The organism is Paenibacillus bouchesdurhonensis, from assembly GCF_900155685.1.
GTDB classification, from domain to species: domain Bacteria; phylum Bacillota; class Bacilli; order Paenibacillales; family Paenibacillaceae; genus Fontibacillus; species Fontibacillus bouchesdurhonensis.
Genome location: NZ_LT732548.1, coordinates 1,826,202 through 1,839,512, shown reverse-complemented (window position 1 = coordinate 1,839,512; position 13,311 = coordinate 1,826,202). Strand labels below are relative to the sequence as shown.

The following is a 13,311-nucleotide window of genomic DNA, read 5'->3' as shown; positions in this document are numbered from 1 at the left end:
GTGGTGTATATTCTGTTTAGCGTCTACTGATCATGAAAAACAGGCAGGGGCGCCTCGTCAGGGGCAAATTAGGTTGCCATTCCCCTTGCTTCTATAGATTGGGGCTTGATCGTTGGGACTGATCATTGCGGTTTGCCCGCAATTAGGTAGTTCGTTTGCGAGAGGATGTCCGCTTCCTACGGGAGGATGACACCCTCTTCGTTTGGGGGAAGATAGCCGCTAGATGTATTCTCTACATTTTGTATCAGGGCACAAAGAATATTTTTGAGGACTGCATGTATTTCCTACATCTAGATTACGGTACTTTGCCCATTCAGCCCTCATAGCTCATTTCTATCTGTATGAAATACAGCAAGCTTGTGTTTTTACCGATAAACGGTGGTTTTTAAATGTAACGAATACAGTTCGTGTAAACTAAATAGGCAAAGTAAGCAGCCAAGCTGCAATTACGCAGAGTAAACTTCCTGGCCCCATAGGATTTACTTGTGTAGCCTGCTAAGAATCGTACCGAGCGTTCCGACATCAACCGAGTCGGTTGCCTTCCATTCTGGACTAATCCCGGCATTTGCAATGAGCCATTCACGGCCGTTTTCTTTCCAGTTCTTTGTTTTTTCTGGATCGACCGTGTCTGGCTGTTTGCCTCCCTTAGGCTTCAAGCTCAAAAATTGGGCAGTACCGTTCACATGCCCTTTGGCGATGGCTTCAATAACCTCTTGCTGCTTTAGCTTATTTGCATCGTTAGCTACATCCATAAATAAATTTTCTGTCAGAACCGCGGGCATTTTACTTTCTCTTAGCATATGCAGATTTTTGGTCTTCTTGCCCCTGTCAGTAACGTTATAGGACTTGAGCTCCGTCATAATTGCGTTATGCAGCACATCTTGTAGAGATTTCGAAGCCGCAGATGCCGAAGTATAACGGTAAGACTCGAATCCTCCAGCGCCGCCCCCGGCGTTGCAGTGAACGGAAATGAGGATATTAGCCCCCGCTTGATTGGCTTTGTTGGTACGTTCTTTTAATGTCATATCTCCATCTGCACTGCGTGAGAGCAGCACCTTCACTTCCGAGTACTGAGATTCTATAAGCCGCTTCATGGCAAGAGATATACGGTGAGTGATGTCCTTTTCCTTCAATCCATTGGCAACTGCCCCTGGATCTTTACCTCCATGCCCTGCGTCAATCCATATCGTTGTCATTATCATTCGCCCCTTTCACCGCTTGCTTCACGAACTGATTGCCATATACCGCAAAAGCTCCGGTAAGAATGCCCTGAATGAGCGATTCCGGCCCCCAGCCGAGCAGCCAAACCGTTAATAATATAGCAACCGCGGTAACCATGTAGATGATGCTCCAATCAGGCACTTTTGGCGTCTTTTTAAGAATATAGCCAATCACCCAACACGCCGCCACGACCCCGAACAATATCGGATGAATAAGTTCAAAGATAACGTCCCAGTCCATCGTAATCTTCCTTTCTCGGTCTAATATAGTTTATTCCTCCAAGCGGTCGATCCGCTTGTGCGCTTGCTTGGTAGATTCCTCTACTCGTGTCACTCGCTCAGATATTCCGTCCACTCGCTGGCTTTGAATCCGCATGTCCACCCTAATATCATCGACGCCGCGCTTGATGTACTCGACGTCTTGACGCATCGCACCTTCGCTTCCACCTTCAGACCGTTCTTCCTTCCTAACTTGACGAGAACGGCCAGTCCAACCTAGTATAGCTCCGCTGATCACTGCCAAAAGCCCCACGATAGCTGCAATGTCCATTCCATCCCCTACTTTCTACTATAAAAATAGCCCCCGGATCGGCTCCGAGGGCAAAATAAAAACGCCTATTCGGCGCTGCTCTTGTCCCCTGTTCTGCTGTTCCTGTTTAGTAATTTTTCCGTATCCATTGGCCAAGTATTCACAATTTAAAACCGTGATGTCACTATTGCTATCCTTGTAAATAAACTGCCTTTAATTAACTACGAGGACATCTTTAGCATCTTTTATATTACCTGCACTATAATTCACTGAATCTCCCTTACCTGTAAACTTAATAATTTACTGTATTATTGCTTCGTTTGTATTTGCAAATTCTATCGCTTCACTCGATCTTTGGATTAATAAATTCGTTTCATTTCTTCTACACATTATAAATCGTTTTGCGCTACAAAGTATTACCAACTTCTTTTTGGAGGGTGGAATTACCTATAGTGTCGCAATCTACCCCCCTATTATTTCGTATCTGAATGTCTGCGGCGTTGGAATATCGCTCGTAAAATCTACATGGAAACTTATAGAGTTTTCCTGAAATTGTGCCAGAATCGCCCCCCTCACAGTGTCAGTACCCCCGCCAAACGCTGTTATCTTAGCATTAATACTGCCACCTCCGTTATTTCCGGGTACTTGTCTGATAATAGGAATTTGTGCAAAATTGATTTCCAAACCATTACCTGCTGTCGTAGGGCGATAAAATCTAAAAGTGAAAATAATTAACATCGGCCTAAAACCTATGTTGTTTATCATGTGAATGGCATCCAATCCCTTACCCGTAACGGAGATTTCACCTGAAAGACGATTAAAAAGACTAATCTGGCTTATTTTATTGGCTAGTAGTGTATTCGAATCATTGACACTAGCTGGCACACCCTTCCCTGTTATCGCAGCAGCAATAGCCTGTTTCTCCGCTGTGGTCATACGCTCCAATGCGCCGACTATCCCGAAAAAACTCTTATCCTTCGGCAGATTACCCGCCACTAGATTAGGTTCGCCTTTAATTGTTATCGCGCTTGTATATCGCCCGGCTGCTTTTGTCTGATCCACAGTGCTAGGAGTAACAATTCCCCCTGCACCTCTATCGGGGATATTACCAGTCACTTTTACACCTTTCACATAAGCGGTTTTTCCACTTATAATGTCCCCGGCTACAGCAGTTCCATCGCTTGTATCAACACCCACAGGTATGCTGCGTATACCCGTGTCCAGTTCAGCAAAGGTTGCAACCGTTCCTTGCTTGGAAACCGTGCCTTCCTTGGCGATGACTGCGGCTTCCAAGCGGTTTTTTCCGTCAACGCCAGATTGAAAAAGCTCCGTGATCGCGCCTGCCGCATCCTTAGCCTTCGTAGGAATAGAAGATATATCCCCCATCGCCTCGTCAATCTTATCCCAATTGTCATTAAGCATCGTCTCAATATCAAAATACTCATTCCCATCCGCTACCGGATCCTTCTTCAGCAAATTCAAATGTTCTGTGTTACTTGCCAACTGAACCACCTCCTGCAAATTTTGATAACGGCACCTGCTCCAATTCGCCTAGCGTCATAACGGCATGAATGTCTCGAATTAACAAATAGCTAAACTCAAATTCTACCGCCAGATGAGCTGGCTTAAGCTCCTCGATGACAGCTTTCAAATCGTCCAGATTCGGTGGAACGCCGATTGTATCAATAAACTTCACCGTAAAACTCCATTCATCCGAATGAAAAGATACATCGACCGCGCCGCCATCGTAGGCTTCGGCTACATTTTTGACCAATCGGCCCGTGAATTGCCCGGCACCCCGCAGCTTCGATTCCACCACAGCTCGCCGCTGCTCTAGCGGCTTGGCCAAGTCTGTTTCAATCCCCAGCTCCTGCTCCCAGCGATCCAGTCCCCAAGTGGCCGTCTTTACGAAAAACTGCTCCAACGTTTCATCCAGCGTCTCATACAGCAAATCCAGTTCCATGCCCTTTGCGTTCATGTCCCCTTGCATCACTCGGGAAGTTTCATAATACCCCGGCAGGTACGAAAAAAGCTCACGCCCTTTCGGACTCGTCATCATCTGAGTACTCATAGACAACCACCCATTTCAGCACTCATCATCGCATTAAAATTCATGGGCTCTCACCATCCTCAACAACAATCGTCGCCTCCTGCTTGTGTCATCCCAAGAACGTTCCATCACTACATTACTCATACACATCCACCGTCCCCAGCACAGCGACCTGACCAGGCTGAATTTGGATGTTCGTATCCGTGCTGCCATTCACGGTTAGCATCGTGTAATCGATGATCGGGGGAATATCGAGCAAAACCGAAGCAATCCGGGTTACTCGAACGAGGGGATCAACAAAGGCAAGCTGCTTCAAATAAGCCCGTACTCCCTTGTCGATCAACGATCTCACCTCGGTTATAGTAGCGCCGTCCGCCAGTGTCAGCTTAACGCTGATGTTGATTGGCACTTCCTCGGCCGCCATCACCGTCACGATTGGACCGGCCGGGGCCGTGCCTTCTCCTTGCCCATCCTGGGTCGGGTCGATATACTGCTGGGCAGCAGCGACGATATCATCATTAGCCGCGCGTTTGTCCGTATCGAGCAAATAAATGCCGACCGTTCCCGCTCCGTTCCATAACGGACGAACCTGCACGCCGCCAACACCCGGCACCTCTCCGGCCCACTTCATATACTGAGCCTTATTGCCGCTCGTCCCCTGGCTCCGTACCTGATTCAAAAACCTCTCCAGCAATGATTCATCCGACTCCACATCCGTACCGCCCCGGGTCTCCTCGAGGTTTGTTACTGCCGATATCCCGTACACCGAAGCAGACATCACCGTAATCACACCCGCAGGCACCGTCCCATTGCGGCCCGGCTCTACGGCACGAATGTCCGCTAATGCCACACCTTTGTCATCCAGTGTTACAGCAGCCGTCGTCGCATATTCAATGGAAGCTTCTCCTGTAATTTCGTCTGCCGGAGTAGCTACAAGCGTTCCCGCAGGCACCATCGTTCTGGGCGTCCCGGTAAACTGAACCTGTCCGGTTGCCGCCGTCGCCGCACGCCGCACAACGCCATGCTCTCCCGCCCGCATATCCAGGTATGGCCCGTAAGACGAACTGGCAAAGCCCCATTCCAGCACCTGCCTCGCCCAAAGCCCCGCCTCCGACAGCATAAATGCCACCGGAGCCTGCGCATCCCAAATAAAAGAGCCCTCCGATTTATCAATATCGTCAGGCACCCGGTTCAGCATCCGCTGCATAATCTGTTCTTCCGTCTGTTCTTGCAAATATACTGGCAATCCTGCCATTACACACTCACGCTCCCTTCTAAAACCGCCGTCTCTTCCCTTGCATTCATCACGCGGCAGGAGAACAAGCAGGCATCCCCCGACCAGCTAAAAGAAAACTGATCCACCCGCTCCGTACGCGGATCTGCCAACAACGCCTCCGTCGTCATGCGTTGAATCTCCGATTCAAGCGCCCCGCGGCTCATCCCCCTGCCGATCAAGCCGTCATATTCCTGACCGTAATTACGGGAATAAATGACATGATGATATCTTGCGGTTCGCACCGCCTTCTCGCACCACATAATCCATGCTGCAGTCTCGTCGGCAAGCACTATTTTTCGCGTAGGGGTCATGAGGAACTCTCCTGCTTCAAAATCAAACATCCAGCTGCGCCCAAACGCTCTCCCTTCTCCCGCGTTCTGCCTCTCCAGCACGTCGTCCAGCTCATCCAGCCCAGCCGCGCCTGCACCAGAGCCCCATTCTTTTTCCTCCGGAAATAAATTAGCCACCTTGGCTCACCACCCTGCACATGACAACCACTTCATGGCCGCCATTCATATTCACCGCTACGACGCGATCTCCCGGCTGAAGGCCGTCCGCCAAATTAGCACGAACCTCTTTGATCTCGGCAGCCTCAAACTCAAAGCGAGTACGCGGGCCCGGTACTCCAAGTGGATACCCCTCCTGATCGACGGGCGACATCATCGTTCCAACCATATGAAAAGCCGGCACCTCCAAGGCTACCGGGAAGTCGGCGACAAGGTAACTTTTGATTTCATGCTTGAAGTTGTCGAGCTTTAGCCCCGAAGCCGTTATCGTCCCGAGCTCTGTGGACATGCCGGACAGCATATCTTTGGCATACCCCGTCATCTGCTCCCGGAACGCAGCTGCCAACGATTTATAAGGATCAGCCATAGTTGAGATAATACCTCCTTTTCACGTGATCATACGTCCCCAATTCCAGCGACATGCGCCCTGGCTCCCCCAGCTCATGGGAAATCGACATGACGATTAGCTCCATACCATTTAGCTCTACCTTATCCCCGGCTCGAAGGGTGTTAATATCGAGTCCATTCACGGTGAAGGTTTCCTGGAGACCGGTCAGCATGCTTTTCGCCAATTTTTTGGCATCCGCCGGAGTCTTTACATCCTCATCCTGTACGATCCGCTGCAAAGTTCCGAATTTACTTACTTCCCCCGTCTCAACCGCCAGGAATTGCGAAGGAGGATCGGCTTTGTTTTTATCGTTGCTAGTTCTCGAACTTGACGGCTTGCTGCTATCCGTGCTGCCAATCACTTTGACTTTGGTTACCGTCCCCTCCAGCGTCCGGTACTGATCGATGCCTTCCAGGGCTTCAAGCTTCCATACGGTTTTGTTGCTGCCGATTTTGAACAACTCGAGGCCTGTGGGCGTCATCCGCGGCATGTATGCTTCCCCGCCAAGCTTCACCGTCTCCCTTAAGTCTGTCACGATCATGTTATAAATCACTTGGGAGCGGTAGGTCGCCTTGCTCAACGCCTTCCCTGTGTCCGGGATAGAAGCGAGCTTGATTTGCCAATCCTGCGCATACTTCTTGAGCCGCTGACTGGCCGTTCCTCCCGAAGAGAACAAATACTCATCCTCGGATTTCGCAAGATAAATCGTCCGATCGTACACGACGAGGCTGAGGCTCTTGCTGCCACGATTGCTGCTAATACACTCCCACACCACGCCGGGGTTCAAAAGATAAACCATTTCCTTCCCTCCATGGGGCACCCCGCTTACGCGAATCGTCTGCCCCGGCGCGATGGCCAGTCCGGATGGAGGCACACGCAGCTTTATGCGAGCCTCATACGAGATTTGATCGAGCGAATCCGTTAAGGAAACACTCTCAATCAGCTCCCGTAAATAATGCTTATCCTCCAAAACCACCTCGTAACTCATGACGGCATCACCAGCTTTTGCCCCGGCTTGATTAAATTGGAGTTAGGACCGATCGTTTTCTTGTTCAGATTATAAATAGCCGACCATTTGGAGCTGTCGCCAAGCTCCAGCTTGGCGATTTTGGAGAGGCTGTCGCCAGATTTGACGGTGTAGGTTTTCGGTGTTTTTTTCAAATCAGGACGACTTGTGCTCCCGCCAGCATTCCCACCGCCTGCAGCACTTCCCGCTTTCGTATGAATCTTAGGCTGTCTCCACGCCCGGGCCGTCAGATCGAAATAAATATCGTCGGGCTCACCGCCCTTAAACGTAGTGTCATGCACCGTGATAAAGACGAGCAAATTCACCAGATTCTCGATCATCAACCGAACTGGCCGCTTGCTGTTCATGATTTCCGTCAGCCGATGCATGGCTTCCTTTGGAGCGGGCTCTGCCTCAGTATCTCCCCACCATGTGGGGAAAAAAGAAGAGAAGGTGATTTCTCTCACCCTCTCTTCCGTCGCGATATCAAATTCCCCGTAAGATAGAATATTAACGGTCTCGTAGCCTTTGCCCCGAGTAATCCTCACCTCTTCCGGGTTGACGGGGAACACGAAATCGGTGCCTGCGGCTTCATCTCTTAACCTGATTTCCACTTTTGCTGCCCCCTATATCATATTTCTCATACTTCTGCCTAATTGTTCCGCTACTGCTGTACTTACCTGAATAGTCAAGGATTCAATATCAATTTCCTGATGCTGATGTATTTGAATCATGCCTGGAGGCATATTTATTGTAATCTCAGTGGTTGGCTGAGGTGCAGCTACTTCGGGACAGGGGGAAATAGAAACAGGGAGCGGCTTTAATGAGTTGAAATATTCGATCTTACTCAAAATTTCCTCATCTGTTAACGGGGTTCCAGAAAGCTTATTACCAGTACCGAAAATGATCTCGTGCTTTCGTTGTTCTATATCGGTAGTCTGACCAAATTTACCGCGACTACTCGAATAGGCATGACCTTTAGGGGTTCTCATAGGATAATTTGAATCAAATGGGTGTGATTCTTTTTTATAGAACCAATCGAAGATGGCTCCGCCAATATTCCCGCCATAATGATCACCAGTCATTCCTCCAGCAACTGAACCAAGAAAGCCTATTCCTGGACCACCAATAAGAGTGCCAACATATCCGCCAACCCCTCCTAATACCGTACTGCCTACAAGAGAACCGAAGGCTTCGGCTCTTGCTCTGCCCGGTTCGGCTCTAATAACATCAATAGCACCAATAATTGTTCCAATAATAGGCGCTTTCTTCCAAGCATTCTTAGCTAGCCAGCCGATAGGACCATTCTTTACCTTCTTTACCCATGATTTATTTGATAAATCCCACTTTTTATTCTCTTCAAAAGTACTGTGAAGTTCACCAACGTTTTTCTTAATGAATTCGTCACCTTTATCAAAAACGTACTCTTTAAGAGCTTCTGAACGAAACTCATTTAAAAGCTCCGGGTCGAATAGATCTAATCCTGGGTCACCTACGCCATAAAAACCCATTCCCGTATTCCCACTATCACACTTCAAATTACATAACTTCCCTGAAATTTGCTCTAAATCAAAGGCGCCTAGAAACGCTTGAAAAAACTCATCACCAGCCTTCCGGCCAGCTTCCGCATAAAGCGATTCTTCTACAACCGGATTATTTTCCAAGTAGTCTACGACGCGCTCATACCTTACCTCTTTGGATTCACCAAGCCCAAGCGCATCTAATATAAATCCCCTTAATCCACTTCCAAGCGCCTCCCCTAACGTCGCCGAAATGCGCTGCAGTGTACTCTGCCCTTCCGCACCCACCCATTCATCAAATGAGTCGCCAATTACCGCCCCCCAGGCCGTTCCTTCCACCTCGACCCGCCACCGGGTACGGCTCAGCTCCTGCAACGCCCCTCTGATCTCGGCGATCTTCGGCGTAGCCAGGTCAATCAGCTCGGCCACCGGGCGAGCTGCGGCCTGGTTAAGCCGCTTCATCGTTGCGCTCAGCCGAATAGCCGTTTCCGTGAAACGCTCCTCCAGCGTAATGCTCGGCCTCATTCTCGTCTTGCCGAGAGCGATGGCGCGCCGCTGGGTTTGTTCCAGTATTCGATCCAGGCTCCGCAGCTTCTTTTCCGCGGCATCAATATCCCGGGAATCTATTGCTAAATCCAATGAACGCAGTTCATGATTCGCCACGTCTTACCTCCTTTCTGCCATAATCCATCCGTCTTCATCCAGAATGCTTCCGTCCGGAGTCGGGCGGCGAGGCTGAAGATGGCACCATCTCCAGCTCCATCTCCGTAAAAGCCCGCAGCAGCATGCGCTCTCCCTTCGGGAGAGACCAGAACACCCCGGGGCGAAGACTATGCCTGCTCCACATATGGAATAGCAAAGTCGTCATGCCGCCGGAGTTCGTTAGTTTTTTAGGTCAGCAATATCCACCCCAAAGCCAGACAGCTCCAGCACCTTGTCGCCTACGGCGTCAAGTTCCCCGGCGAGCAGCATGCGGCGCACCGCTTCGTCTCCGCCGGACAGCTTGAGACGGCTCGTAATGCGCTCATCTCCCCAGCCGCTCAGCTTCACGGTGTGCTCCTGGCCGTCGTCCTGCTTTCGCACGACCTCCAATGAAGAGGTCGCTTCTTTAATCAATGTCGCATTAAACAGCTCGCTGTCGATCTTTTCCGTGACTTGGCCTTTCGTCGTTTTACGGATCGTGCAGCGCTCGCGGATCGAATCGACCTTGCTGGAAGTCAAACCGCGCAGCGTAATTCGCAGGCTCAGCCGCGAAATAAAAACGGTCTCTTCCGGCAGATTGGCTGCCGTCTCGAAGAGACCGTCAAGGATATCCTGTTCATTCCACTCTTTTACATTACTCATGCTAGTGTTCTCCCTTCCATTCAAAATTCAATTATGGTGCGTGAATCGGGTCAAGCAGGGTAAAGCCTTCAAAAGTAAACGGCGTCTCCTCCACCACTTCTTCGCCGGCCGTCCAGTTGGCCAACTGGATTCTGTCGACCATGCAGTTCAAAAGCTCGATCGACTCAAAACCGTACGCCTCCGGATCATCCAGCTTCTGAATGATGTTGAACTTCTGAAAGCCTCTCTCGATCATATCGGAGGTGACCTTGTAGCCGCTCATTGTACCGGTGCCTTTTTTGCGCCCCAGCTTAAATACGGTATATTCCGTGCCCACCAGGTTGAGCTCTCTTTTATCGGCCTCGACATTGGCCTCTAAATGATTCAAGTTCGACTGCCATACTCCATTGATAAAAATCTGTCCGAACGTCCCCAAAATGACGCGGCTAGGATCCAAATATTGTGCCATCGTATTTATTCCCCCTCTAAATTATTGCACGTAGAACGTGCCGAAAATTTGCTCCATCACATCGGTGTCATCCGCTCTCCAGGTTAGGAAGACTTGATCATTCTCTGGCTGCATAATCGCGCTGTCCCCATAAAACCTCGCATCCAGCGTCACATCGTAACCGGTAGCTTCGATAACGCTCTCTGCCGCCAAAGTCTGCAGGTACTGCTTCCCTGCGCTAATTAAAGCCTGACGCCCTTCCGCTGTGTTGTTAACTTTGCCGATATAATGATCCTCTGCCTGACGCTGCAGATCCGCATTAATTTGATCGATGACGCGAACTTTACGGATTTTCTTCCAGCCCTTGTTCTGGCCCTGCTGCAAAGTAATCAAGCTGTTCACCCCGCGAAGCACCTTGACCCGGCGACCATCGTGTACAAGCAGGAATACGCCGTTTTGCACCGCCTGCTCCTGCTCCGAGCGCGTCCAGCGGCGAGTCACGTCATCAAAAGGTGACGCGGCATACGTTGTAGATTCTTTCAACGCTTGTCCAGCAATCAGCCCGGCAACCCAGGAAGCGACCTGTGCAGAGGAATACGATTTGCCATTCAATACAGCCCCTGTACCCACGTTGATGATTCCTTCAAAATCGGCAGCTGCGCTTCGAGCAATCGCCTTATTCACCGCATCCGCACCTGTGTCCTCCGCCATCGACCCGCCGAGCGTAGCCATAATGCCTTTGCCCTCGCTGCGAACCCGCTTGACCCAGGCAACAAGGCTCGTCCGAAGCGCGGCATCCGTCACCCCATCGAGCGTCAGCACATGGAAATCCTGCGTCTCAAAAGCTTCCGTAGCCGCGATATAATCCGCGTTCGTAATCCCGGAAATACCGCTGGCTCCTCCTTCTAAAGCCACACCTGACACGTCGGCAAGCACGCCTTCGGCAAGCTTCTCTGCCACGATCCACTTGTTTCCCGAATCCTTATTGATCGCAGCGACAGCGGCATCCACATCGCCATTCCCAAGTGTAATCGTACGAAGCAGCGTATTGCCTTCATACAGCTTGAGCTCCTTCACGTCCGGCACAGCAAGGCTTGGCTGAATCGTCACCTTAAAAGCATTGCCGCGTTCGCCCGCATATTTGGCACTCACCTTCAATGCGTCCGCCGGGCTCGCTTCGCTGTTCTTCAGCACAATCTCGGCCGCTGCCGCCGAACTGTCCGCCATCCGGTAAGCCAGCAGCTTCTTCGCTCCGCCCAGCAAGGACAAGAACAGCGTCGTATAAGCAGTAGCCCCGCTGAACTCATCATTCGAAAACAGCTCCTTAATGGCATTCTCGCTCGTCACCTCTACAAACTGCCCGATTGGCCCCCAGTGCGCCTTCACGGGTGCAACTACTACTCCGCGGGCACCCGGCACGATCGCCGCTCCCGCCGCACTTACAAAGTTCATGAACAGCCCCGGCAATACCGGCTGACTCGTCAAATTCCAATTTCCTGCTGCCATAATTACTTCACCTTCCTATTCAAAAATAGTTGTACCTGCTTTTTTGCTTCCTGTACCGTTAGACTGGCGCTGGACATGTCGCCGGGCAAATGATGGAATGTGCCAGCCAGCACTTCTGGCTTTACGCCCATCAGCACCTCCGATTGCTGCATAATTTCATCAAGCGGATATACTGGCTCGGCAGCCTCAGATGCTGCGGTTGTTTTGACAACTCTGGCTGCTTCACCCGTTGATTTGCCAGCCCCGGTTGCCTTGGCCGCACTAGCGTTGGCTGCGTTAACTACACTAGCTGTATTAACCGCTTTAGCTGCTTTAGTAGCTTGAACAGCTTTAGCTGGCTGCTTTTTTTGTGCCATAGCTTTTCTCACCTCAAATTTATATTCGTGTGTGTTGAATGAACTGCATCAGCGAACCTCCATCAAGAGAGCCCGTGATGCGCCGGCTAAACGTTACTGATAGTTGTCCTTCCGTTACTCCATTCGCGTTCATATTCACCTTCGGTTCAAGAATGGTTAAATACGACTTGTCCTCCGGCCGCAAAGGAATTTTAACGCTTCGGCCCAAGCCCTCTACCAGGGTAAGAATGGCCTGATGCTCCTGATCAGCATCCATTCCGGCTATAAAGGCCGTGAATTGTTTTTGCAATTCATAGACCCCCCTGCCTTGCGGAGATACCTCCATATCGGCAATCCTCCACATCACAGCAGGAGCCTCATAGCCTAACGGCCAACTGCCGTTATAGACCCGCCAAGCCTCGCCCAGTATGCGTCGCGTCCAATCTTGGACGGCATCCAACCATGGATCGCTGCTGATTTGCACCGACGAACTCATCTGCTGTGGAACGATCAATGCGAACCGCAAGCCTCGCTTCACAGCATCCCGTGGCTCGTCCAGCGAATCCGCTCCTGTAGTTCCCTCATATAAACAGAGGAACCTCTCCCCCGTCTCTGCGGCCAGAAGCTCCTTGTCCAACGCATAAATCATCTGCTCGCTAAGCACATCCAGCTCAAGCGGACTGTTGCGAGAGACATAAAGCCAGAGCTCGATAATTTGCCTGAAGCCTGACCATGCTGGGCTTGTGTCCTCTCCAGTCTCTACTACTAAGACATAAGGCCCTTCCGCCACACCAGCATTGATCTCGGCCGTTGAATGAAATACACCTTGCAGCGCTGGAACGGCTTGCAACAGCCGGGCTGTAACCGCACTTCTCATAAAGCGTACCATCCCAGCATCCCCAGTTCATCCGACCCTACTTTTTGCAATGGTTATCACCTCCTTCCAATACCCGCCGGGCTCCTGTGGCGCGGCATTTCCGGAAATGCCAAAAGCCGCTGATCCACTCAGCGGCTTCCGAACCTCTATCGATTCATTTCCACAATACAAATTTAACACGCCTAAAGTACAATGCACGGACATGCCCTGGTCATTAGCCGGACAACCAACGGACAGCTTTTTGCAGGACTGAACCTGTACTCCGATCCAATCGTAAGGATCTACTATGATAGAGAAGAGTTAGGAGAGCGCATATCCCGGACAATT

General features: G+C 50.6%; 17 protein-coding genes. All 17 read right to left on the bottom strand.

What is annotated here, in order from left to right; translation table 11 throughout:
• Nucleotides 1–479 precede the first annotated feature (479 nt).
• Nucleotides 480–1,196: an N-acetylmuramoyl-L-alanine amidase gene (locus tag CZ379_RS12695; protein WP_110931956.1), complete on the bottom strand. Its 717-nt coding sequence runs from the start codon at nt 1,194–1,196 to the stop codon at nt 480–482.
• Nucleotides 1,177–1,461 (bottom strand): phage holin family protein, encoded by a 285-nt coding sequence (locus CZ379_RS12690; RefSeq protein ID WP_110931955.1) that lies wholly within the window; start codon nt 1,459–1,461, stop codon nt 1,177–1,179. The genes CZ379_RS12695 and CZ379_RS12690 overlap by 20 nt, the downstream gene beginning before the upstream one ends.
• Nucleotides 1,462–1,491: 30 nt before the next feature.
• Entirely contained in the window at nt 1,492–1,770 is a 279-nt protein-coding gene (locus tag CZ379_RS12685) for a hypothetical protein (RefSeq protein WP_110931954.1), read from the bottom strand.
• 441 nt (nt 1,771–2,211) lie between these two features.
• Complete coding sequence (locus CZ379_RS12680; protein ID WP_110931953.1) at nt 2,212–3,252, bottom strand: hypothetical protein; 1,041 nt, start codon at nt 3,250–3,252, stop codon at nt 2,212–2,214.
• Complete coding sequence (locus CZ379_RS12675; protein WP_110931952.1) at nt 3,242–3,820, bottom strand: YmfQ family protein; 579 nt, start codon at nt 3,818–3,820, stop codon at nt 3,242–3,244. Before CZ379_RS12675 ends, CZ379_RS12680 begins: the two co-directional genes overlap by 11 nt.
• Nucleotides 3,821–3,935: 115 nt before the next feature.
• Nucleotides 3,936–5,054, bottom strand: coding sequence for a baseplate J/gp47 family protein (locus CZ379_RS12670; protein WP_110931951.1), 1,119 nt, complete (start codon nt 5,052–5,054; stop codon nt 3,936–3,938).
• Complete coding sequence (locus CZ379_RS12665) at nt 5,054–5,542, bottom strand: DUF2634 domain-containing protein (RefSeq protein WP_407668665.1); 489 nt, start codon at nt 5,540–5,542, stop codon at nt 5,054–5,056. Before CZ379_RS12665 ends, CZ379_RS12670 begins: the two co-directional genes overlap by 1 nt.
• Entirely contained in the window at nt 5,535–5,948 is a 414-nt protein-coding gene (locus tag CZ379_RS12660) for a hypothetical protein (RefSeq protein ID WP_110931950.1), read from the bottom strand. Before CZ379_RS12660 ends, CZ379_RS12665 begins: the two co-directional genes overlap by 8 nt.
• On the bottom strand, nt 5,941–6,957 hold the full coding sequence (locus CZ379_RS12655; protein WP_110931949.1) for an XkdQ/YqbQ family protein: 1,017 nt from the start codon (nt 6,955–6,957) through the stop codon (nt 5,941–5,943). Before CZ379_RS12655 ends, CZ379_RS12660 begins: the two co-directional genes overlap by 8 nt.
• On the bottom strand, nt 6,954–7,589 hold the full coding sequence (locus tag CZ379_RS12650) for a LysM peptidoglycan-binding domain-containing protein (protein WP_110931948.1): 636 nt from the start codon (nt 7,587–7,589) through the stop codon (nt 6,954–6,956). Before CZ379_RS12650 ends, CZ379_RS12655 begins: the two co-directional genes overlap by 4 nt.
• 12 nt (nt 7,590–7,601) lie before the next feature.
• A complete protein-coding gene (locus CZ379_RS12645) occupies nt 7,602–9,158 on the bottom strand; it encodes a hypothetical protein (protein WP_110931947.1) in 1,557 nt (518 codons plus the stop codon).
• Between the two features lie 34 nt (nt 9,159–9,192).
• The gene (locus CZ379_RS26195) at nt 9,193–9,363 is read right to left on the bottom strand and encodes a cupin domain-containing protein (RefSeq protein WP_199925854.1); all 171 of its coding nucleotides are present in this window, start codon (nt 9,361–9,363) and stop codon (nt 9,193–9,195) included.
• Nucleotides 9,364–9,377: 14 nt separating this feature from the next.
• Complete coding sequence (locus CZ379_RS12640; protein ID WP_110931946.1) at nt 9,378–9,839, bottom strand: phage tail assembly chaperone; 462 nt, start codon at nt 9,837–9,839, stop codon at nt 9,378–9,380.
• A gap of 31 nt (nt 9,840–9,870) precedes the next feature.
• The gene (locus tag CZ379_RS12635) at nt 9,871–10,287 is read right to left on the bottom strand and encodes a phage tail tube protein (protein WP_110931945.1); all 417 of its coding nucleotides are present in this window, start codon (nt 10,285–10,287) and stop codon (nt 9,871–9,873) included.
• A 21-nt stretch (nt 10,288–10,308) separates the two neighbouring features.
• A complete protein-coding gene (locus CZ379_RS12630) occupies nt 10,309–11,772 on the bottom strand; it encodes a phage tail sheath family protein (RefSeq protein ID WP_110931944.1) in 1,464 nt (487 codons plus the stop codon).
• Between the two features lie 2 nt (nt 11,773–11,774).
• Nucleotides 11,775–12,128, bottom strand: a complete 354-nt coding sequence (locus CZ379_RS12625; RefSeq protein WP_110931943.1) for a YqzN/YkzM domain-containing protein — start codon at nt 12,126–12,128, stop codon at nt 11,775–11,777.
• A 19-nt stretch (nt 12,129–12,147) separates the two neighbouring features.
• On the bottom strand, nt 12,148–12,984 hold the full coding sequence (locus tag CZ379_RS12620) for a hypothetical protein (RefSeq protein WP_199925592.1): 837 nt from the start codon (nt 12,982–12,984) through the stop codon (nt 12,148–12,150).
• Nucleotides 12,985–13,311: the final 327 nt, after the last annotated feature.